A 22,272-nucleotide genomic window follows, 5' to 3' on the forward strand; every position below is an offset into this window, starting at 1 on the left:
ATTTGCCTTGGCTTCGGCGGTCTCAAGCTCCGCCTGCAACTCCGCCACCCGGTCAGTCAGCCAGGTTGTCGCCTGTTCGGTGGCCTCGAATTTCACCTCGATCTGGTTGAGGATATAGAGGTCAACGATGGTGTCGGCGATCAACGCGGATTTGCGGGCGGATTCCGTTTCCACCGTGATCCGGAACACCAGTGTCTGCGGCAGGTTGCGCACCGATACCTTGTTCTGAAGGGCGGACACCACACTGTCCCGGATGAGCTGCTGCACTAGGTCTTGCGGCATTTCCGCAGGCGGCGGCTGCAGTCCAAGCAGCGATTTGATCTGCGATTTCACCGTCCAGACCAGTTTTCTCACAGCAGAGGGTTCAGCCAATGTACCGTTGAATTCCGGATCCTCCAGCAGGCTGAGCTTGTCCACGACCTTGCTCATCAGCCCGCGGGATCTTAGAACCTCCAATTCAGAGTTGACCTCAGCAAAATCGCCGGACAGGCCACTGACAACGCTTTGCAGATCGACCACACTTTGCTGCTTGGTCTCCAGCATCACCACGGCGCTGGAGGTATAGAGCGGCACCGATGCAACAAATGCATAAAAGCCGCCAATGAAAATGGTCGCTATGGTTGCCAGCAGCATGATCCACTTGCCGCGCCACAGGGTGGCGAACAAGGCACCGAGATCGATGACATCGTCTTCCGGCATTTGGGCGGTCGCAGAACGTTGCACCGGGAAAGAAGCTTCCTTCAAAGGCGTTTGTTTCATGAGTACTCGAATACCGTAATAATTGATGCGCGCCACGCGCGCGCATCATCCCCCGCATACACGCGGCGGCTTCAAGAAGAAAGGCCTGTAAACCGGTTCCGGAGCCGTGCGGGGCGATCAGCGGCCGGTTCTGCCCAGAACTGCTGCTCCTGTGCGGATGATGATTTTCATATCTTTGAGGAAGCCGCACCGGGTCAGATAGGCCACATCCAACGCCACCCGCTCTTCATAGCTGATGTCATTGCGGCCGGAGACCTGCCACAGACCGGTGATGCCGGGTTTCTGGGCCAGATAGGCCGGGAGGCTGCTGCCGTACTTGGACAGTTCTTTGGTGACGATGGGGCGCGGACCGACAAAGCTCATCTCGCCCTTCAGCACGTTCCAGATTTGAGGCAACTCATCCAGGCTAGTCTTGCGCATGAAATAGCCCAGCCGGTTGATGCGCGGGTCATTGGTCAGCTTGTGGTCGCGCGCCCATTCCGCAGCGGCCTCGGGGCTGGAGTCCAGATGGGCCTGCAGCCGTGCTTCGGCGTCCACCACCATGCTGCGGACCTTCCAGCATTTGAACGGTTTGCCGCCCCGACCCACCCGGGTATGGCCGAAAAAACCCGGGCCGCCATCGCGGCGCACGATGCCCCACAACAGCAGGATGACAGGCACGAGAACGGGCAGCAGAAACAGGGCAAAACTGACATCGAAGACCCGTTTCCCAATTCTTGAGTAAAAGCCGGGCAGGTGGTGATCAGTAGATCCATCAATGGGATACGCGGTCAGTGCAAAATCCTGCATCATCAAATACCCTGAAATTTAATACGTCTTTAACAGCCCCACCCGCCAAGCGGGATGGATAGGCATTCAATACACCCAAGTTGCAACAAACTTAAGTAATATTTTCTATACTTTTGAGACTTGGTTAATGCTTGTGGGCGAAGCAGGGAAGCAGTGCCCCGACGATTGGTGTAAGTCCCGACGGTAGCGCGGGCTGAGCGGAGCCTTCGTGTAGCGAAGCGAGACCTGCGCGGGCCGCTTGGCAGCTATGGCCGTTAGGTCACTCCGGCCCGCCGCCCGCATCGGCAAAATGCGAAAAACCGTCCTTCTGAAGTCAGAAGAGCCAGCCAAGTGTCAGTGCGCCGCGCAGGGATGCCTGTGGCACAAGGGGTTTTGTGGCGCCGGGGCTCAAGACCGCGGCCGCATACATGTCCAAGAACATTTGCGAAAACAAAAGCATAATTATTTCAATGTGTTAGCCTGATAAGAATACTCTTGCATCCCGCACGGGACCTTCCTATTGGGCGCCCTCTCGAGAGGAACGCACAGTGACCCAAGACCCTTCTGCAGACGACCTTCCAACCCCTCACCTACCGGAGTGGGCGCCCTTCGCCCGGGCGCTGATCGACCGTCTCCCCAAAAGTGCCGACCCGCCTGCCCATCCCGACGCACCCGATGATGCCAAAACTTCCGGCCGGGCAGGAAAGCAGCCAACAGACGATGAAGTCACGGCAGCTCACCCTGGCCGCCTCCTCATGCTGATCCGCTGGGCTGCGACCTGGAGCTCGGATCAGTCCTTTCGGGACCAGGTTCTCAGCCCCGGAGCCGTGACGGTGCTGACCGGCATCAAGCCACGCGAGCTGAGCAGTCTGGAGGTCCTTTTGAAAAGCAGTCTCGCGCCACCAGACATGCGTGTCTACACCCGCAGCCCCCTTCGACCGACCGAACCCGTTCTCCAACTTTGTGCGCCACAGCTCCGGAGCTCTGGATACCTCTCGGAGCCTGCACGCGACGGTTTTGAAGGCGCGATCCGGGAGACGCTCCCGTTTATGGCACCGGTACTCATCCTGGTGCCAGACGGGGTGGCGCTTTCTGAATCTCTTCGACGGGTATTGCCCGAAGCGCGGCGCCTTTTCCCTGTCGATCGTCAGGTCCTGCTGATGCTGCTCACCTCCCGCTACGGCACGACCTGTGAGGCCGAGTGTGCGGCCATCGCGCGCCTGCTGCCCGACGAGGCGGCCCTCGCGCAGCTCGAGTACCCGGCATTGCTCATGGCGCTTCGGGGGCCCACGGCGCGGGACGCGGCACGCAAGCTTCGAAAGGTGACACGGTCCGGTCGCCGTGGCCGGGGGGAGGCCATGACGCTGGAGGAGATTGGCGGCACGTCCGCAGCCCACCAGGCCGCGGCGGCCCTCGTCGCCGACGCGCGGGCCTGCATAGAGGGCACCGCAAGCTGGTCCGGCATTCCGCGCTCACTGCTCCTCTTCGGCGAGCCGGGGACCGGCAAGACCGAGCTCACCAGGGCTATCGCGCGTTCGGCCGACCTGCCGATCATCATCGCGAGTGCCGCTGAGTGGCAGGCGCGGGGACACCTTGGAGATATGCTTGGCGCCATGCTCGGGACATTTTCCGAGGCGGCCGCACAGCGCCCTTGTATCGCCTTCATCGACGAGATCGATTCATTTGGCGCGCGTGACAGTCGCGATCGGAACAACAGCAACTACCGCCGGCAAGTGATCAACGCGCTGCTCAAGGAAATAGACAAGCTGCTTGCGCTTGACGGCACCCTCCTCTTAGGCGCGTGCAACGACGTGGGCACGCTTGACCCGGCCATCCTCCGGCCCGGTCGCTTTGACCTCCACCATGAGCTCAAGCGGCCGCCCCTCGGGCAGATCGCTCATATGCTCCGGAAAGTGTTCCCGAAGCCCGGGGACGTGATGGCCCCGGCGCGCCTCTGCGCCGGCCAGACTCCAGCGGAGATCGACGCGATGGTCCGCGCGGCGAGGGCTGCGGCCCGTAACGAAGGTGTCGCTTTCGATGCCGGTTATTTTGCCACACACCTGAAATGCAGCCGACCGCAGCGCCCCGCCCTGGAGCAGCGCATTGCGCTGCATGAATCCGGCCACGCCCTGGTCACCGCATTGCTGCTCGGCGCAGCGGCCGTCGATCGCATCGTGATCAAGAAAGATTCAGGGATGACGACCCGGGGGTCTGCGATCATTGAGGGCACCACCCGCGAGTTCGAGGGCGAGATGACAATCCTCCTCGCCGGGCGTGCCGCGGAGCACCTGGTGCTCGGAAATATCAGCGCCGGCAGCGGCGGCGGTCCGGGCAGCGATCTCGAGCGTGCAACCCGCCTGCAGCTGCATTGTGATCGGGTGCTCGGTCTCGGCATCCATGGCCCCGCATGGCTCGGTGAGCCCGACATGGCGCGGCTTTCCGAAGCTGATTGGGACCGTGTGCGCGTCAGGCTCCAACAGTTCGAGCAACATGCACGAGACCTCCTCACGCCGCACCGGGATCTGCTCGAAAGCCTTGCCGGTGCGCTGATCCTCCAGCGCGAAATGAATGCTGAAGAGCTGCGGCCTTGGCTCAGCCAGCTCACCCGCCGCGAGTAGTTCCACCATCCTTTCTGTTCAAGAGCAGGAGCACACCGCGTGTCCTTCTATCAGGCTTTGCCCTTCAAACCTTTCCTCGACATTTATTGCATTCCGCGTCGATATCTTGACAAGTGGCGGCCTCGCGGGGCTGGCCTCTACGCATTTCACGCCGATTATCGAGTATACCTTGGAGAATCTGCGGCTCTGGCCGGACGGTTGATGGGCAGCCTGTGGCGACAGGGGTTCGGCGACACTATTATTTGCATACTGCTTAATCCGCAGTGGTTCCCGTCAAAAGAAGAGCGGCGCGATCTGGAAGCGCTGTGTATTTCGGCTCTCCACACCCTCGTCTGGGGGCACGGCACTCCTTTATTTCTGACAAACGAAAAGCATGTCAAAATACTAGAGGGCGTGGCATGGCACGCCGACCGCCCCGAAGATATTTCCATAGCGATCAGTATCGCGAGAACCATCCTCCACGCGATTGGCATGCCTTCGGCTTGGCTCGTCCTCCCATACCGTTGGGTGCTTTATACTAATTTCCCTGCGCTTCTTGCCGGTCGCAACAAGAAAGACTGGCCGCTCGTTCTCAACAGGGCGGCGTGTCACCGCCGGGGCAAATTCGAGCAAGCCGCCGCTCTCGCCGGTTCCCCACGGTATTCTCTGAATGCGGTTTTCGCCCAGTTTCATGCGGAAGACAGGGCAGCCCGGATGGGACATGCAGCGGGAGTGCTCTGCCCCTGAGCAACCATGACTGAGACAGGGTCATCTGTCTGGCACCCGGCCTGCGGAAAGCGCCCGGCCGGTCTGATGGCCACCGAAGCAAGCCAGTTAAAATCCGCAATCTCTGCAGCAGAATTCCTGTTCGCGGGAGAGCCTGTAGATGAAAAGGGGCGAGGCTTTCGCCGAAATCGACGCAGAGGAGACGGAACCCATTCTCAGCCTATCATCCCAAGCCGAATGACCATGACCTCAGGCCATCTGGGAAATTACACGAGCTTGACGGACGTGACCATAAACAGCGGACCGCCTGGCCGCCAAAAGCGGAAAAATGGAGGGGGCCACGGTGGAGTACTCCTGCCTGGGATACAGTACTCCTGTGCAGGATAATTCGGAGTACTCAAGCCTGGTTTGCTTAGAGACCTAACCTCGGCATATCACTCTGCGGTTGTTACCTGCGCTTCTTGCTGTCCCCACTGGACAGTCAAATCGAGCGTTGATAACCTATTGATGACACGGTGCTTAACTGCACCTCGGGTCCCGACACATAGTAACGAGCGGGTCGCCTTAAAGGTCATCTACTGATTGCAATAAGCGGATCATTTTCCGGCTGGAACTTGGTGCGAGCTTTGGATCGCAGTTCTGAGTGGTCCCGCGATATGCAGCGTCGATGCCCTAATCCTGTCCGTTTCCGGCCAGCCTGACCAAGCATCCCTGCAGTTCGCGTTCGTCAGCTTTTGAACACGGATCTGCCATGGATTTCTTCATTCCTGCCGCAAAGGCAGCCCAAGCAAACATCAGCGGAAGCACTTGCGAAAAAAGATCGGGACAGTCCCTGGGTTCAGCAAGGACAAAGCGAAACCGGGATGCGATCCGGCGAGCAATGCTGCAGGCAGCGGGTGGCGCTCATGACGCCGCCGCCCTAGCGGAGAAAGCTGGAAAACCCGCCCTGCAAGATCCTGCTGCTATCGGCCTCACGCTGCGGCAACTCGAAGATAACCGCTGGCGCATCTCGCCTGCGGTGGCCAAGGAAAAACTGCTTCAGACCGGTCTGCCGTACGAAGGTCGGCGAGCAGGCCTGATCTACAGCTGGGCTTCGATCTTCCGTGCGGAAGGTATCCCAGCAGAAATTGCGAAAAACACTACCCGGGAAGAATACCCCGATCTCTACTGCGACTTGCTGGATACATCTGGCGCGGCAGAGTTGCTTGGGTACCGGAACCCCTCGTCGATCCGGAAACTCGTCGGGTCAGGGGGCATCCCTGAAACCGCCTACATCACGTTCGGAACCCGGGGCGTCTACCGGTTCCGGCGCGGGCCTTTCATGTCGCTGCAGAAAGCAGTTTCTGCCGGACGGATCGTTTGATGCCGGGCCTGCGAAAAACAGAACCGGAGCTGCATAATTCGCATAAGCGTTCTCAATTCCCGCCAACGCAAAATAACACGAACAGTATAACTTGGTCCCCATGCACCACCAGATGTGGCTATTCATGTTATTTCTGCGTTCCAACCCGAATATACGTGCAAAAACTGTTATTTGCGTTCCAATCTGATCCCGAAATTTGAAGGGAATAACACATGTTCGATCAACAGAAATTTACCGCACAGAATGCTCTTGACCTGATCGAGACAGGCACGCCTCCGCTGCGGTTTGAGACCGGTGCAGCCGTCTATCGTGCCGCAGTGAAGCGCATCGCAAAAACCGCCGTTCCTGGGATGATCACCTGCGACCTCTCGACCATTCCGATGGACCTTGCCTTCGTAGACCTGCTGTTCGAACGCCTGAACCGGCAGCCCCCCGCATCGAAGAAGGAGCGGCAGGCCCGGGCTCAGTGGAAGAGCCGCCTCCGGACGATTGCTCGCCGTCTCGAGGACGTTCCGGTCGTTTGCACGACCGCCCCCTGGGAAAACTGCTTGGATGCCATCAGGCAACTGGCGGCAGGCCGCGGGATGAATGATCAGAGCCTGATCCCGATTACAAGCTCGCTGCGCGCAGCAGCCGTTGAAGATGGCCTCGAACCGTCCGGTCTGACGGGGCAGTGGCTGACCGCTGTCCTCAAAAGGTCCAGCCGGAAGCGGCGCAAAAGCCTCAAAAGCGCGGCACAGATCTTCGACGATTTTTGGCCTGAGCTGCCGTCCCCCCTGCGCCCGCTCGAGCGATTTGGCTCCATTGAGATCAATTCTAGCATGCGAAGAGGCCGCCCTTTGCCACCGCGCGTTGCCGAGGAGCTGGAAGCCTATCTGTCTCAACGCGTTGCGGGAAAGACTGCCGAAGGGTTCACGCGCTCGGTGACAGTCCAAGCCGGGATCAAGGAACAGGAAAGCACAAACATCTACCGCCAGGCCACGGGATGGCTCTTCGACGCTCTCTGCGAAGCGGGAGAACTGGACCCGGATGCCAACATCGGGATGGCCGACCTCGCTCGGCTGGACTGGCTGGGCAGGATCGCCTTTGAGGCGCTTGCAGATGCAAACACAGACGATGGGGAGCCACGGGCATTTTCTTGGCGGCCCATTGCGCCCAAGACGATCTACAACCGGACGGCAAGCCTCATCACAATGTTCCGCACGTTGCATCCTGATTTTCTAAAGCAGCAATACGAACTACATGACCCGAGCTCCCCTGCCCCGGAAGTTATTGGTGCCGAAGGCCTGGGAAAAATCCTGAGGGGGCATTTCAAGCAGGAAATGACCGATGCGCACCGCGCATTCTGCCGTACTATCATCCTCGATCAAAACAAACAGCGCCTGCTGCTGAACATGCACATGATCTGCTGGTCTGAAGCGCAGGAGCGCTGGAAAGGCTACGGCGCACAAAGGTATCACGAACAGATGCAGACGATGAACCTCTGCATCTTATCGGCGATCCTGGCCATGGTCGTTCACATTCCCTTTCGAGCCCGGACTGTGACCTCCATGGTTCTCGAGGGAAAACAACCAGATCTATCTTTACCTACAGGGCAAAAGCGGATCGAATTTCATGTGGCCCCCGCAAGGATGAAGGTTCCGAAAACCTTCGACGCAATCCTGGCCGATACCAAGCAAAGTCGACCCCGCCAGATCCTCGACTGGTTCATTGCGGGCCCGCGCCGGGAACTTCTGCATAACCCTCGGCTCCTTTGGCCTGAGAATAGAAAGCCAGACCTGCTCTTCTGCGGTATTGGCCGCGCCCGCTACAACCGTGTGCTGGCCGAATGGACGGAGGATGTCGGCCTCCGGATGACGACCCACCTGTTCCGCCATGCGCTCGCCTCCATCCTTATCAACTGTTGCGGCTGCCCCCTGGAAGATGCTGCTCGGATGCTGGGCAACTCGGTCGCAACGGCGGAGCGCCAATACGTTTTCCAGGATCTCATGCGCCGCCGGGAAGAAACCATGCGGCAACTGGCCGGATACCGGGAAAATCTGACTGAAACACACCATCCAGGACGAAAGCGGAAGCAATGACACGACAGAATTTGCCCTCAGACACGCCCATCACGAGATTGAGGTCCTATACCCGTAAGATCACTGAAGAATACATGCTTGTGCGCGGCGGGCTGGAACATATCACGCCCGAGCTGCTGCACATCTTTTCTGAAGGTAAGGCCGAAATCCTGCAGCGGGTGGCTGCCGGTCTCAGTGCAACATCTCCCGGGCACCCAGACCTGCCGATCATCTATTCCGTAGCACAAGAGATCAAGCAATCTACCGCCCCCCTGCGCGCTGTCCATGGCCCAGGAAAAGGCCGGACGCCCGTTTACTCAATCCCTCTGGATGCCGTGCCAGAATCACTTCTCGAAGTGATCAAACGCAGCCATTACAAGGCACGTCTCAAAAAGGACCTCACCTATGCACTGAGAGAGATCCTTGGAGCGGCCCAGCGGGCCGGGTTTCCGCAAACTCTGGACCGGAAAAGCTTGACTGCGTACAGCGCTGAACTTGAAGCTCGCGGGCTTTCCGCGAAATCCAGGGTTCGGAAGTTTCAGGATATCAGCCGTCTCGGCGGCCTGGTAGCACTGAATAAAGAGACCATGCAGGTCGTCAGGAATGAGCTGCGCTCTGCGAAACTAGAAGCGGCTCGTGAACCCTCACAGCGCAATGCCGCTTTTCGTGCAGAGCCTCTGTCACCACTGGACTATGCACGGATAGCGCGCATGGTTTCGGAAGAGGCGTATGCAACCAAAGGCAACCGGCAGACAGTACAGCGCCTTTTCATCACGGCGGCGGTTCTTTCTCTGCTGTCATTCCTTCCCGAACGGGTTTCCGACATTCTCGGGCTGGCGGTCGGAAGAGATGTGACGCGGGACGCCCGCGGGTGGTCTTCAGAGTACTTTTCAAGAAAGACGGGCGTTGATCGTTCTTTTGAATACCTACCGGACCAGCTGACGCCATATCTCGACGACCTGATCCTCCTCGGGGCGGAACCGGGGCCGCAAGGCCGTGACTTCGCCAGCCTCTATCGCCACCGGGTGACCGAGAGGAGCCCCCTGTTTGCACGGACCGACCTCCGCCGCGCGTATAGTACAAATCGCATCTGGGAATTGGTGAAAGAACGAACCGGTCACGGCCCCCATGCAGCGCGCAAGGCGATGACGGACTATCTGGCCGAGATTGGAAGCGACCCCAAGGATGTTCTGGATCTTCTTGGCCACCGGCAGATGTCCACATCGGAGGTTCACTACGCTGTTCGCGCCGCCGCGATGAAAAGGAAGCGGACCATGTATAAAATTGGGCATCTCAGGGAAGAACTGGCAAACACGGGCCAATTCCGTCTGCCAACGGGGCGGCTGATCGACCTCGACGAGATTGCCAAAGACTTGGATCGGGCGTGAGACAGTTACGGTAGCGCATGAATGGGATGGATCTGTCACGCTTACCTACCTCGATTATCGAAGGGCGTGTCCCTCCCTTGAAGCCGGACTCCTACGAACGCGGTCGGCAAGCCGCGCCAGGTTGGGACGTGCATTACCTTGAACGCGAATGGCGGGACTGGATCATTGAACCGCCACGCGATGCCGATGCGGCGTTTGTCGGTTTCTGCCGGAAGTGGTTCGAGAAGCGCGGAAGGCCCTAGATAAATCCAAGGTCCGCCAAGCGCTGGGTCCGTGGTTCCGAAAACGCACCAAGGCAGTAAAGCCAATGCCTTGGTGCTGCCGGCGTCCGGAAGGGGATCCTTCAACGGACGATTGACACGCAAGAACCCGCAGCGGTGTTTTCCGCACCATCCGGTTCTCATTTGACTGGTACGGTTATATTCTCATTGAAGGGGTCTTTTGCGTTGCACAGCGCGCGGAGGGGACGGCCGTTGGACAGGTCCGGCCCAGGGGAGGTGTTGATGACTGGTATCCGCATCGGATATGCCCGCTGTTCCACGGACAAGCAGGATCTGGCGGCGCAGCGCGCGGCGCTTCTGGGCCTTGATGTGCCGGGGGACCGGATCTACACCGATCATGGCCTGACCGGGACCAGCCGCGCGCGCCCCGGCCTGGCCCAGGCGCTGGCAGCGGTGCGCGAAGGCGACACGTTTGTGGTGGCCAAGCTCGACCGTCTGGCGCGCTCGGTCCCCGATGCCCGGGCCATCGCCGCGGAGCTGGAAGAGCGCGGGGTCAGGCTGGCGCTTGGCCGCAGCGTTTATGACCCCGCCGATCCGATGGGCAAGATGTTCTTCAACATCCTCGCAACCTTTGCCGAATTCGAGGCGGATCTGATCCGGATGCGCACCCGCGAAGGCATGGCGATCGCGCGGGCCAAGGGCAAGCTGAAGGGAAAGAGGCCGAAGCTTTCGCCGCGCCGCCAAGCGGAGCTGCGCCGGATGTATGACACCGGGAATTACTCTATCAGTGATCTGGCCGAGCTGTTCGACGTGTCCCGGCCCACCGTCTACCGCGTCCTGCAGCGGACAGCCGGAACGGATGAGCCGTAAGCGGACCGCCTGCCCCTGCCCTCTCTGGCGTCTTCAGCCGCTGTCCACGCGGGGACGCCTGGCGGCAAGCCATCCGGAGAGCCCCGTTTCAGGCGCGGCGGCGGTTCACTTCCCACGCGAGGATTAGGGCTGCGCCAACTGCCGCCAGCGCCAGCAGGCCGGCACTGGCATCGATTTCCGGCACATTATTCGCATTGCCGTTTCCCCATCCATTGCCGTTTCCGTTTCCGCCGTTGCCGCCGTTGCCGTTTCCCCACGCATTGCCATTACCACGCCCGGCAAAGGCGGCAGATAGTGTCATGCAGTTTGCAAAGATCGCGGTGCTCACGGCAGTCAAAAGAGATTTCATCAGCTTGGCCTCAAAGGGTAACGGGCAAATTCGCACTGAAGACGCGTAACACTTTCTCGACCGTTGCTCAACATGCCGCCCGGATCGGGCACATTTTGCCGTCTGGCTGTATCCTGGCAGCACCGCAGGCCGCGCTTCAGGCTGGCTGCAGACGCACGGTCAGGAACTGCGGCGCGCTGCCATCCAGGCAGACCGCAGACAGGTTTCCGGTGGCATAGGCGCCGGTATCAACGGCAATCCGGCCGCGCTCGGCCGCGGGCCTGTCGACGATGGTGTGACCATGCACGACCCAGATCCCATCCCGGCGTGGTGTGCGGAAGAACTCCCGGTGCCCCCACAGTAGCGCGTCCTCCTCTTGCTGATCCGCGGCCACGCAAGGGTCTGCTCCCGCATGAGCCACCAGCACGGTCCCTGACAGCACCGACGTCTCCAGACTGGCAATCCAAGCAATCAGCGCCTCCCCCATCGCCGCCTGCAGGCGATCGCGGCAGCCGCGCAATTCATCCGAACTCATCTGCTGGCGAGCGCCGCAGATGCCGAAGGATGCCAAGGTCTGCAGTCCGCCGTTCCTGATCCAGCGCCCGCCCTCGCCGGCGGGGTTCTGCAGGAAGCGCAGCAGCATGTTCTCGTGATTACCCATAAGGCAGGTCAGATCCGGGCGCGCGCTGAGATAGCGCAGCACCTCGGCGCTCTCCTCGCCACGGTCAATATAATCCCCGGCCAAGATGATCCGATAATCCTGCGGCACTTGTGCCAGCATGTGCTCCAGCAGCGGCAGACAGCCATGCACATCTCCGATCACACAGAGCGGCACCTCGGGGGCGGGGTCCGCAAAGGCAACGCCCTTTCCGAACTTCCGGAACAAGGATGACAGCACGATGAGCAGCTCTCCCGGTGGCCTGTTGGGCGCAGTACTCCCTGGCACGTGGCTAAGCGCCGGGGCATTTGCAGTCAGGCCAGTGATAGCCGCCTGCCCGCATTGGGGCAAGCAGGCCCGCTCAGGCGCTGCCGCAGGACTCCACACCCATTCGGATGATTTCGCTGCCCTTTATTTTGTAGATGCCGGAGATCCGGTTGCGGCCTTCCGCCATGAACCAGTCTTTCAGCGGCTTAGGATAGTGATCGGCCATCACCCGGCTGAAATAATCGAAATCCTTCTGCGCCAAGCGGCGGCCGCTGCGCGAGGGGCCGTGAAAGCCGAAGGTGGTGCTGGGGTTGACACAGGCCCCTGGCAAACCGAGGAACATGGTGCAGGTGGAATAGCAGACCCGGCCGCGGATCTCGACCCGCACACCGTTTTTTTGCAGGTTGTTCAGCTCGATCAGCCGGTCATGCAGATAGCCGCCGCGGTCGCTGCCCACCACATAGGTCTGCTGAGCGGCAGCCGCCTGCGGCTGCAATGGCAGCAGCGCCAGTGCAAGGGCGGCCGCTGCCCGGGCGCGTTTCAGCAAGACGGTGGCCGGGAAGGCGGATTTCAGTGCCGGCATGGTCAGATCTCCAAAGCAAAGGACTGGCGTTGGAGACCGGACTAAAGAACCCTCAAGGGGGCGCCGGGGAGGGGATGTGGCAAAAATTAGTACATTATCAATACTTTAGATCTTAGCTTAAATAAATTTTAAGGGTCTGTCCGGGGAGGCGCTGCCGGGGATGGCATGCCCCAGCCCCCTGCCCCTCCCGCCTCCGGAAGCGCGGCGAGACTTTTATGGTATCCAGCGGAATTCAAATTGGTACCACTGGGGCGTCAAGCCCCCGCTTCCGTGTTGCGGGGCATGCCGGAGCAGAGCCGGGTCAGATCAGCTCATAGTTCATGGTGGCCAGGGCCACGGCGGCAATAATGGCATTGGCCAGCATATGCGCCTGCACCGCGCCGCCCGGCTGGCGGCTGCGCAGATACAGCAGCCCGAAGGCGGCCCCGGCCAGCAGCCCGGCCAGCCAGCGGTCGTGCAATGCCGCAAACAGCAGGCTGCTGACCACAAGCCCTGCCAGCGGCCGCCAGGGCGCCGCGGCCGGGCCTCCGGCGATGCGCTCCAGCACATAGGCGCGGAAGAACAGCTCTTCGATCACCGGCACCAGCAGCACCGTGCCCAGCAGGCGGCAGAGGATCCAGAAGGGATCAGGTGCCGCGGCCGCGCTGGCGGCGCTCTCCGGCGCCAGCCAGAGCCACAGCACCGCCACGGCGGCTCCCGTCAGCCAATCGCCCGGCCCGGCCCGCCAGCCGAAGGCCTTCAGCGACGGCCAGAACAGCGCCAGCCCCAGCAGCATGAATGCCACCCGCAGCGGGTAGCCATCGGCGGGATTTTCCCAGAGCAGCGGGGTGAGTGTGCCGCTCATCATGAAGAGGATGAAAGGCACGATTCTGGCAAACAGCGGATCCGCCGCCAGGGGCAGGTCTGTCCGGGCGCCAGGCGCGGCAGTTCTTGCCTGGAAGAACGCCATGTTGTGGACGGCGGCCAGAACCGCAAAGGCCAGAAGCGAGAATAAAAGCCAGCCGGCATAGGAATGGAACCCGTCCACCGCCAGCTGCGGCGAGATATTGGCACCCAGCCAAATCAGAAGGGAAATGCGGAGGACATTGAAAGCCCAGCTTAGAAGAAGGGCGGCGGGGAACAGCAGAAACCAATAGGGTTTCATGCGTAGTGTACCAATGGAAAGCAGGGCATAGCCCCCCATGAAGAGAGTAATCAGCGCAAAACCTTCGACACCGGAGCATGGATCACCGACATGGACAGCAAAATCATTCAGAGCAAGAATGCGCTCTTCAGGCAAACTCGTAGCGTTTGCCTGGAATACTGACAGGAAATGCTCAATTGTAGAAAAGGTGAGCCAAGTCAGGAGTTGATTATCGCCCCAAAGGAAGCCGGTTGCATCGACGATATCGGGCAAGAAGAAAAAGGCCGCCACAGTGAGCGGCAAAAACGGTCCGTTCCCGAACAGCCCCCGCCACCAGTCCTTGAGCGGCATGAGCCACAGCAGCGCTCCCAATGCTGCGCAAAGAGCGCCCAGCAGAAGGGCAGATGCCACGTGTGAAAACTGGGCCTCCAAATCCGTGAATGGAACCCACCAAAGCGGCATGAATATGATGGCCAAGCCTGTGAAATGCAGCAAAGCAGCTTTTGGGCGGACTAATGAAGCGGGGGGATGGGAAAGGGAACCCCGCCAGAGCGACGGCTTCAGTGCGACAGAAAATACCAGAGCCAAGCTAACATAGACCGCGCGAAGAGGCAGAGTGGTCATCCAGAAGCACAGACCGGGGGCAGTGGTTCCGGCACAGGAAAAAAGCTCTCTGTACTGAAAAAAAGACCGGATAGCGTATACTTCGGCCAGAATGACGATCACAAAGACCGCAAGCCTGGGGAGAAACGGTCCTCTCAATATCACTTGCATCAAACACCTCTGCTCAACGGCACCTAGCAATACGGCCTCTGAAAGAGAGGGGCATAACCGTTACCCCCCTACTCCGTCAGAGATACTCCTTCTCAAGCAAGGCGACCGCATGTTCAAGGGTCTCACCTAGGCCCCAACCGTTTGCATCGGCCACCTTGTAAAAGGCCTCGATGGTTTCCGGCCGCGCCTTGATGTTGAACTGCGCATTGCGACCAGTGCGGCGGCGGCGCGGTAGTTTGGCTGCTGCTGGGGAGGCCGCGGGCTTGGGCTCGCGGCTTTGGAAACCGGCGGCCTCGGCCGCCCGGGCCGTCTGGGAGCTGTCCACCTTGGGGGCGGATTTGGGCTTGGGGGCGAAACTGCTGAGGTCGCCCAAGGCGTCGCCAAAGCCTAGGTCTGCACGGGTCTTGCTCATCAGGCGGGCACCTCCTGCTTCAGGCGGGCCACCACTTCGCCGGCAAATTCGCGGGCATTGATCCGGGCCTTTTCCACATTGCTGACCTGGGCGGGATCCAGGTCCGCCAGCGTGCCGCCATAGTCGAACAGGTCGCGGTAGGCGGCGCGTTCGACGATCGGCACCCGGCAGACCTCGATGCCATTGGCTTCGAGCTGCTCCTGCACATTCTTCAGCGCCCTGGAGCGCACCGCGGCGCTGGTGCGGGTCAGCACCACGCAATGGGGAATGGCTCGGCGCGCCATCTTGGCCTGATTGGCGATCAGCCGGATGGTCTTGGCCCCTCCCCTTGCATCCATCGAAGAGCCCTGCGCCGGGATCAGCACCAGATCCGACATGCCGATGGCGTTGGCCACCATCAGGCTGGCGGTGCCCTCTAGGTCGACGATGACGAATTGCGCCGCGGCCGAGGCCTCCTCGATCTGGTCGACAATGCTTTCCTCGGTCACGCCGCCGATGATGGTGATGCTGTCCGGCTTGCCCGGCAGCGCCCCCCACTGCGAGATCCAGCGTTCGGGATCGGCATCGATGATCGTGACGCTGGCGCCGTTTTCCGCCAGCTGAGTGGCCAGGATCAGGGCTGTCGTGGTTTTACCCGCCCCGCCCTTGGGGTTTGCAAATGATATTACCGGCATGTCTGCTCCGCCTCTTTTTTTCTTCACAGTATCAGATAGCAGACAGATATCTACAGGTACTATCCGACTATCTGAAAGCTATCTGATATCTATATAGTACCAGTTAACGCGGCCTGCTGGAGTTGCACGCCGCCCGCCAGCCCCGGGCGGCACCAGGAAGCTACCGGATAGCTGCAAGATATCCACAAGATACCACTCTGCCCGCGCAAGCCGCTCAAAGCGTTGCGGCAGAATGCCATCCGCCGCACGCCCGGTTTTGCCAGCCTTAATCCGGATCCTTCAGTATTCGGGCAATCGGAGGAAGCGGGACGCAGGTTTCAGCAGGTCTGCAATTTCTGGAGTACACACATGCCTCAAACCGATCCGTTCGCAAGCCATCGCCGCGGGCTTGAAAGCCCGGCTGCGACCCATTTTGAAATTACCCCCCAGGATGGTGCCGACCTGCCGGTGCGCCCGCGCGTGCTGCGGGTTGTCTCCGGCGGGGATCTGGCCGTCCGGGATGCTGCGGGGACGGTCGTTGTCTATCCGGTCGCGTCAGGCGAGACTTTTGCATTCTCCGCGGCCGGGATCGAAGCAACCGGCACGACGGCAAATGTCGCGGGGTGGTGCTGATGCTGGATGTTGGCCTTTCAATGACTGGTGCCGCCGTGCAGGGCCGCTGGTCGCCGCCTGCCGCCCTGATCGACCTGGACTTCCGGCAGGACCGGTATACCGTGGCGGGCGCGGCTAGACGCTTTGACGAGGTCTTCGCCTACAGCGGCACCGGCCCGCGCACCTTCACCGGGCAGGCGGGGGACTGCCTTTGGGCCGCGCATAACCTGGTGCTGAACAGCGAGACCCCGGCCAGCCAGACGATCAGCGTCGCCGCCGCGGCCGGCTATACGGTTGCCATAGAGGGGGATGGATCCGTCGCTTTGTCCGGTGCCGCCGCGGGCGTGGCAACGGAGGGCAGCCCGGCCGTTGTGACGGCAGGGTCCGCCGCCCTGACGCTGACTGTGTCCGGAGCCGTGACAAGAATGTGGGCGTACCGCTCCGATCTCGGCGGCATGGCGGACAATCCGGACAACCTCCTGGGGGCGGGGTTTGAAACCTATGTGCCCTCCGGCGGCACGCCGGCCTTCACCGCGCGCCGGAAGGCCTATGCGGCTGGCGCACCGGCAGGGGTGCTCATCGAGGATGAGGCCGCAGTGAATATCGTCGCGCAGAGCCATGACTTTTCCGATGCATACTGGCTCAAGAACAATCAGCTGGCGGTGGCAGCCTCCGGCACCATCGCGGGGGTTCCCGCATGGGAGCTGACGGACAACAGCGCCACGAACTTCGCAAACTGCATCGCAGACATCGGTGCAATCGCTGGTGTTCACACCGTCTCCTGCCTGGTCCGCAAAAACCCGTCCCAAACATCCTTGTTCAGCACGCGACTGTCTGTCGGGGCGAACCAGTATTGCGGCATCTCCTTCGATACCGTGACCGGCGTCATCAAGGACCACTGGAACAGCGGGCTTGCGGAGCACCCCGGCGGAGCCAAGATGCGGGGTGTCATCAGCATGGGAACATACTGGCTTGCCTGGTTCACCTATGACCCGTCCCTGCTGAGCGGCCTGAATGACACTGCCGAGTTGCAAGTGTTCCCGGCCCACGCTGCGGTGAACCTGTCATCCGGATCGCAAGTTACGGGATCGCATGTCTGCACGGCCATCCAAGTGACGGCGGGGTATACGCCCGGCTCCTTCATCCCCACAACCGGCACCGCGGCCGTCCGCCCGGCGGAGACGCTGGCCGTCCGCGCATCGGTGCTGCCTGCAAGCATGCCGGACGCGGTCTCATATACCCTGACGGGCCGCATCAGCTTTGCAGACACCGGCTCCAGTGCCGCGGCCCGGTTCTTCGACTGGCGGGCCAATGGCAGCAACTTCCTCAGTGCGGATCTGAACACCGGCGGTGCGGCAACCGGCCAGATCCAGGTTGTCAGCGAACAGTCCGGTGCCGCCAGTACGGCCGCCGGGGCGATTTCCGCCTATGCGCCCGGCCATTATGTGCCGGTCCGTTTCGCCGCCCGCCACCGGGCTGCCGTTCTGGAACTGGCGGTAGAAGGGAAGACCGTCCTGGCGGCGCCCGCGCCATCGGCCCTGCCGGATCTGGCGGCAGCCGGTCTCAGCCTTGCCCCGGCCTTCAACGGCAGCCTTGGCATAGAGCGAATACCGGTATGAGCATCAGCCTGGCTCCGCAGATCGCCGCATCCGGCGGCCAGGCTCTGCTTTCCCGGCCGCCGGATGAGGATACCAGATAGCTACTGGATATCCTGTTGATGCTGGACCCTGGCAACCGGGAATGCGCCGCGCCGCTCACTGCCCGCCCGGAGCCGCCGGATAATACCCCCGGTACCAGTCAACGAACTGCGCCACGCCCTCGGCCACCCCGGTCCTGGGCGTGTAGCCCGTCAGCCGCTGCAGCAGCGCCGCATCGGCCCAGGTGGCGGGCACATCGCCTGCCTGCATCGGCATCAGGTTGCGTTCGGCCTTCCGCCCGGTGGCGGCCTCGATGGCGTCGATAAAGTCCGTCAGCTGCACAGGCATTGAGTTGCCGATATTGACCACCCGGTGCGGCGCCACCGGCGACAGGCTGTCGCCTTCCTCCACCACGCCGTCCACCGGACGCTCCGGCACCGCGTCCAGCAGCAGCCGGACCGCTTCGACCAGATCGGTGACATAGGTGAAGTCGCGCTGCATGTTGCCGTGGTTGTAGACGTCGATCGGCTGGCCCGCGAGGATCGCCTTGGTGAATTTGAACAACGCCATATCCGGCCGGCCCCAAGGTCCATATACGGTAAAGAAGCGGAACATGGTGACCGGCAGATCGAACAGATGCGCATAGGAATGCGCCATGTTCTCGGTCGCTTTTTTCGAGGCGGCATAGAAGGACATCTGATGATCGGCCTTCTGGGTCTCTCTTTACGGCATGCCGGTATTCGCCCCGAACGCCGAGGAGGTGGAGGCCAGCAGCATGTGACGGGGTGGATGGGCGCGGGCGGCTTCGAGGATCTCGAAGCCGCCGGTGATGTTGCTTTCCAGGTAGGAGAGGGGGCCCGATCGAATAGCGCACCCCGGCCTGCGCCGCGAGGTGGATCACATAGTCCGGCTTGTGTTCCGCAAAGGCGCTCAGGACGACGCCGGGGTCCTCAACGCTGTGGTTGATGACGCTGAAGTCCGGATACTGCTCCAGCATCGCCTGCCGGTCCCGTTTCAGCTGCACGCTGTAGTAATCCGACAGGTTGTCGATACCCACGACGCGGAACCCGTCCTCCAGCAGGCGCCGGAACACCTGCCGAGCTTCTAGGAAAACCGGGCAAGGAAATTCTTGCCCCGGAGGTTCAACTCTGCAAAGCAAACGGGTAACTTGTGAGGAGACCGCATTTATCAGACGCACGGTCAGGCCACAGAGAAGACTCAGATAACGTGTTTTCACCCACCAAACGTGTTTTTACACACTTGGCAACATGTCTCTATACAGCATGAGGACCTGAAAACGCGTTCATATTTATCCGCTGCAAGCGACGCTGGCAAACTCAACCATGGTGGTGCCGATTTTCTGTTCCTACGGGAGCCCCCAGAGACCAGCGGAGTCTTAGGCGCGAGTGTTTCAGGCTGGTCCGCCCTCTAGTTCAGCGGGCGCCTAGGCATTCCGGTACGGTCCTTGCTTCTTACAGAAGGCTAGAAAGTGCTTGTCCGCATCTTTCACGTCGATCGCTTTTTCATACACCCAAGCCCTCCAATCGCTTTCCAGGGCATATACGTCCCAGCCCGGCGCCAATTGCTTGGCTTCATCGAGGGTGTCCGGATTGCGGAACCTGAGAGCCTGGAAGGGCAGAGAAACCACCGCTTCAGCAGTCTTGGGTCGGAAGACGACATTATGCCCTTCGATCATCATGGCATAATCCGGCAAATGGTTGTGGGCTGCGTCATCGGCAATGATTTTCGACAGCAGGCGCCGGAACTCCTTGGTGGTCGAGCCTGATCCGCATTTTTCCCGCAACAGCTCGAGGCCGCACTTCCATTGGGGCTGCGCCCCGCAGTGTTTACGCGCAAGCTCATACAACCGCCTTTCAAGCGGCTTGCGCAGGAAGAAGTACTGCTTGCTCAGAGTGAGAACATGATTGTTCGCGATGGCGTCAAAAACCCAGTCCGACAGGGTGATTTCAACATCCTGCATACGCCCGTCACGGGTTTCGCGCACAATTTCGGCAGACTCGATCAAGCCGAACACCCGGAAGTATTCCTTACCGCCTTGGCGGATGTTGGTTTCAATCTGTGTGCCCTGCAGCCGCCGCAGCGCATCCTTCAAAAGATGATAGCCATGGCCGGACGTCTGCCGGTTGGTTGCCACCAGGAGGTCATGTGCCTTGAACCGCATTGACCGGCTGACCTTGCGGCCTTCGTTGAGCGCGGCCATACACTGGCTGATGCAGTAGATCAGCACATCGCGATCATGCACCGTGGCCAAGCCATAGCGGGATGGCGAGACCTCAATGAAGTTTTCGCCATTCTGATACCGCCTGGGCTTCATGTCCGGCTTCGTGGACAGCGTGAACACCGGATGTTCCATCGAAGCCATATCCCCCTTTGGCACCGCATCCACGATATCGCAAACAAAAAGATCTTTTTGCGGATGGCGATCTGGCAAGAGGGGAGACCGCACATTCGTCATTTCACACACCATCCACTAAGGTTCGTCATTTCACACACCATTTATCGTCATTTCACACACACCCCGTCAAGACACGTCATTTCACACACCTGACGGCCTGTGGATAACTTTGCCTGCCTTTCGTCATTTCACACACCAGGATTCGTCATTTCACACACCAAGATTCGTCATTTCACACACCAGGCCGTCAGGAAGGTTATTTTAATTCAGATGCTTACCCGACATCTAGAGAGGCGTAACTAGATTCTAACTCTATTTAACTCCCAGCGACGGATCTTCATACACTTTGAGACCCCCTGTAGTTCCGGAAAACGGCCCGGCAATACCGGCAAGGAGGTTGATTTACTCGCCGTACTTGAACAGCCATCGCCCGGACGACATCTGCCGCCTCGTCACATCCCATCGTTTTGTCTTTTACAACAAAGCATCTGCAATGCAGAGCTTGAGCTCGCATTTAAACCTCATGATGAAATTTTTACTGCGGTACAGCTCTTAGGCTTGTCACCAAGAAGGTCATTCTCTAGGACCGGACTGCGACCGAACTTTGATCGAGTATTTAATCATGTTGATTACCCCCGTCCTCCTATGCGGAGGTTCCGGAACCCGTCTTTGGCCCTTGTCGCGGAAGAGCTATCCCAAGCAATTTGCACTAATCATGGGCGAAGAGTCCTTGTTTCAGGCCTCCGCCCGTCGTTTATCCAGCAAATCAGACAACCTGCGGTTTGCTGGACCGATGGTGCTGACAAATTCCGATTTCCGTTTCATCGTGACAGAACAGTTGCAGGCGGCAGGCATCGACCCAGGTACGATCCTTATCGAACCGGAAGGGCGAAATACCGCACCTGCCGTACTGGCAGCCGCCCTTCACGCATATGCTGAAGATGCAAGTGCAGTACTGCTGGTGGCCCCGTCGGACCATGTCGTCCCCGATACGGACGCCTTCCACGCCGCTGTTACCCGCGGCCTCGAGGCGGTGGCGCAGGGCCAGCTGGTGACCTTCGGGATCACCCCCACCCATGCCGAAACCGCCTATGGCTATCTCGAGCTTGCCACCGCACCGGAAGCAGTCGGCGCCGCGGTGCCGCTCAAGCAATTCGTCGAAAAACCCGACGCCGCCCGCGCCGCGGAAATGCTGGCGGCCGGCAATTTCAAATGGAATGCAGGCATCTTCCTGTTTCGGGCTGCGGATATCATCGCCGCCTTCAGAGCGCATGCGCCAGCGCTGATAGCTCCGGTAGAGGCGGCGCTGGAGGCCGCCAAATCCGACCTCGGCTTCCTGCGCCTGGCGCCGGATCCCTGGGGCAGGGCCGAAGACATCTCGATCGACTATGCGGTGATGGAAAAAGCCGCAAACCTTTCCGTGGTGCCCTTTGATGCAGCCTGGTCGGATCTTGGCGGCTGGGACGCGGTCTGGCGTGAAAGCGGTCCCGACGCAGAGGGCGTTGTCGCCACCGGCCGCGCCACGGCGATCGACTGCCGCGACACGCTGTTGCGTTCGGACAGCGAACGGCTGGAGGTAGTCGGCATCGGGCTGGACGGCATCATGGCGGTGGCGATGAATGACGCGGTGTTGGTCGCCGACAAGTCCCGCGCCCAGGACGTCAAGAAGGCGGCTGCCGCACTGAAGCAGAAGGGCGCCGCCCAGGCCACCCAGTTTCCCAAGGATCACCGCCCCTGGGGCTGGTTCGAAAGCCTGGTGGTGGGCGACCGGTTCCAGGTCAAGCGGATCCAGGTGCATCCCGGCGCGGCGCTGTCGCTGCAAAGCCATGTCCATCGCTCCGAGCACTGGATCGTGGTGAAGGGCACCGCAAAGGTGACGGTCGACGGTGAGGTGAAGCTGGTGACCGAAAACGAAAGCGTCTACGTGCCGCTAGGTGCGGTTCACCGGATGGAAAACCCGGGCAAGGTTCCGATGGTTCTGATCGAAGTGCAGACGGGCGTTTATGTGGGCGAGGATGACATCGTGCGCTATGAGGACGATTATGCGCGAGGCTGAT

Annotated in this window: 18 protein-coding genes and 1 pseudogene; 9 read left to right on the forward strand and 10 right to left on the reverse strand. The window is 60.5% G+C overall.

Going from position 1 to position 22,272, the window contains the following annotated elements; translation table 11 throughout:
* Together ACXAED_RS25775 and ACXAED_RS25780 are read right to left on the reverse strand one after the other, a co-directional pair.
* The coding region (locus tag ACXAED_RS25775; RefSeq protein ID WP_475054712.1) for a GumC family protein at positions 1 to 795 on the reverse strand (795 nt) is incomplete at its 3' end.
* Between the two features lie 81 nt (positions 796 to 876).
* The gene (locus tag ACXAED_RS25780) at positions 877 to 1,548 is read right to left on the reverse strand and encodes a sugar transferase (protein WP_475054791.1); all 672 of its coding nucleotides are present in this window, start codon (positions 1,546 to 1,548) and stop codon (positions 877 to 879) included.
* Positions 1,549 to 2,282: 734 nt separating this feature from the next.
* Between ACXAED_RS25780 and ACXAED_RS25785 the strand changes: the two genes are divergently transcribed.
* The 6 genes from ACXAED_RS25785 (at position 2,283) to ACXAED_RS25810 (ending at position 10,752) form a co-directional block, all read left to right on the forward strand.
* On the forward strand, positions 2,283 to 4,145 hold the full coding sequence (locus tag ACXAED_RS25785; protein WP_475054713.1) for an AAA family ATPase: 1,863 nt from the start codon (positions 2,283 to 2,285) through the stop codon (positions 4,143 to 4,145).
* Between the two features lie 39 nt (positions 4,146 to 4,184).
* Positions 4,185 to 4,871: a hypothetical protein gene (locus ACXAED_RS25790; protein ID WP_475054716.1), complete on the forward strand. Its 687-nt coding sequence runs from the start codon at positions 4,185 to 4,187 to the stop codon at positions 4,869 to 4,871.
* Positions 4,872 to 5,601: 730 nt separating this feature from the next.
* Positions 5,602 to 6,213 (forward strand): hypothetical protein, encoded by a 612-nt coding sequence (locus ACXAED_RS25795; protein WP_475054717.1) that lies wholly within the window; start codon positions 5,602 to 5,604, stop codon positions 6,211 to 6,213.
* A 212-nt stretch (positions 6,214 to 6,425) separates the two neighbouring features.
* The gene (locus ACXAED_RS25800; RefSeq protein ID WP_475054720.1) at positions 6,426 to 8,294 is read left to right on the forward strand and encodes a site-specific integrase; all 1,869 of its coding nucleotides are present in this window, start codon (positions 6,426 to 6,428) and stop codon (positions 8,292 to 8,294) included.
* Positions 8,291 to 9,661: a hypothetical protein gene (locus ACXAED_RS25805; RefSeq protein WP_475054722.1), complete on the forward strand. Its 1,371-nt coding sequence runs from the start codon at positions 8,291 to 8,293 to the stop codon at positions 9,659 to 9,661. The genes ACXAED_RS25800 and ACXAED_RS25805 overlap by 4 nt, the downstream gene beginning before the upstream one ends.
* 503 nt (positions 9,662 to 10,164) lie before the next feature.
* A complete protein-coding gene (locus ACXAED_RS25810; protein WP_475054725.1) occupies positions 10,165 to 10,752 on the forward strand; it encodes a recombinase family protein in 588 nt (195 codons plus the stop codon).
* Between the two features lie 88 nt (positions 10,753 to 10,840).
* Here the strand turns inward: ACXAED_RS25810 and ACXAED_RS25815 are convergent, their stop codons facing one another.
* The 6 genes from ACXAED_RS25815 to ACXAED_RS25840 form a co-directional block, all read right to left on the reverse strand.
* On the reverse strand, positions 10,841 to 11,101 hold the full coding sequence (locus tag ACXAED_RS25815; protein ID WP_475054726.1) for a VPEID-CTERM sorting domain-containing protein: 261 nt from the start codon (positions 11,099 to 11,101) through the stop codon (positions 10,841 to 10,843).
* A gap of 136 nt (positions 11,102 to 11,237) precedes the next feature.
* Positions 11,238 to 11,978 carry a metallophosphoesterase gene (locus ACXAED_RS25820; RefSeq protein WP_475054728.1) on the reverse strand — a complete coding sequence of 247 codons (741 nt, stop codon included), beginning with the start codon at positions 11,976 to 11,978 and terminating at the stop codon, positions 11,238 to 11,240.
* Positions 11,979 to 12,099: 121 nt separating this feature from the next.
* Positions 12,100 to 12,588 (reverse strand): hypothetical protein, encoded by a 489-nt coding sequence (locus ACXAED_RS25825; protein ID WP_475054730.1) that lies wholly within the window; start codon positions 12,586 to 12,588, stop codon positions 12,100 to 12,102.
* Between the two features lie 301 nt (positions 12,589 to 12,889).
* A complete protein-coding gene (gene xrtE, locus ACXAED_RS25830; RefSeq protein WP_475054732.1) occupies positions 12,890 to 14,515 on the reverse strand; it encodes an exosortase E/protease, VPEID-CTERM system in 1,626 nt (541 codons plus the stop codon).
* Between the two features lie 46 nt (positions 14,516 to 14,561).
* The gene (locus tag ACXAED_RS25835; RefSeq protein WP_475054735.1) at positions 14,562 to 14,897 is read right to left on the reverse strand and encodes a hypothetical protein; all 336 of its coding nucleotides are present in this window, start codon (positions 14,895 to 14,897) and stop codon (positions 14,562 to 14,564) included.
* Positions 14,897 to 15,571, reverse strand: coding sequence for a division plane positioning ATPase MipZ (locus ACXAED_RS25840; RefSeq protein ID WP_475054738.1), 675 nt, complete (start codon positions 15,569 to 15,571; stop codon positions 14,897 to 14,899). Before ACXAED_RS25840 ends, ACXAED_RS25835 begins: the two co-directional genes overlap by 1 nt.
* A 348-nt stretch (positions 15,572 to 15,919) precedes the next feature.
* Between ACXAED_RS25840 and ACXAED_RS25845 the strand changes: the two genes are divergently transcribed.
* Both ACXAED_RS25845 and ACXAED_RS25850 read left to right on the forward strand, forming a co-directional pair.
* Positions 15,920 to 16,183: a spike base protein, RCAP_Rcc01079 family gene (locus tag ACXAED_RS25845; protein ID WP_475054741.1), complete on the forward strand. Its 264-nt coding sequence runs from the start codon at positions 15,920 to 15,922 to the stop codon at positions 16,181 to 16,183.
* On the forward strand, positions 16,183 to 17,781 hold the full coding sequence (locus ACXAED_RS25850; protein WP_475054744.1) for a phage head spike fiber domain-containing protein: 1,599 nt from the start codon (positions 16,183 to 16,185) through the stop codon (positions 17,779 to 17,781). The genes ACXAED_RS25845 and ACXAED_RS25850 overlap by 1 nt, the downstream gene beginning before the upstream one ends.
* A 135-nt stretch (positions 17,782 to 17,916) precedes the next feature.
* Here ACXAED_RS25850 and ACXAED_RS25855 read toward each other — a convergent pair.
* A pseudogene (locus tag ACXAED_RS25855) lies at positions 17,917 to 18,892 on the reverse strand (NAD-dependent epimerase/dehydratase family protein).
* Positions 18,893 to 19,243: 351 nt separating this feature from the next.
* Positions 19,244 to 20,275 (reverse strand): replication initiator protein A, encoded by a 1,032-nt coding sequence (locus ACXAED_RS25860; protein WP_475054747.1) that lies wholly within the window; start codon positions 20,273 to 20,275, stop codon positions 19,244 to 19,246.
* Positions 20,276 to 20,837: 562 nt separating this feature from the next.
* Here ACXAED_RS25860 and ACXAED_RS25865 point away from each other — a divergent pair.
* Positions 20,838 to 22,271, forward strand: coding sequence for a mannose-1-phosphate guanylyltransferase/mannose-6-phosphate isomerase (locus ACXAED_RS25865; RefSeq protein WP_475054750.1), 1,434 nt, complete (start codon positions 20,838 to 20,840; stop codon positions 22,269 to 22,271).
* Position 22,272: the final 1 nt, after the last annotated feature.

The sequence above is a fragment of the Leisingera sp. ABM4_103 genome (assembly GCF_056158685.1).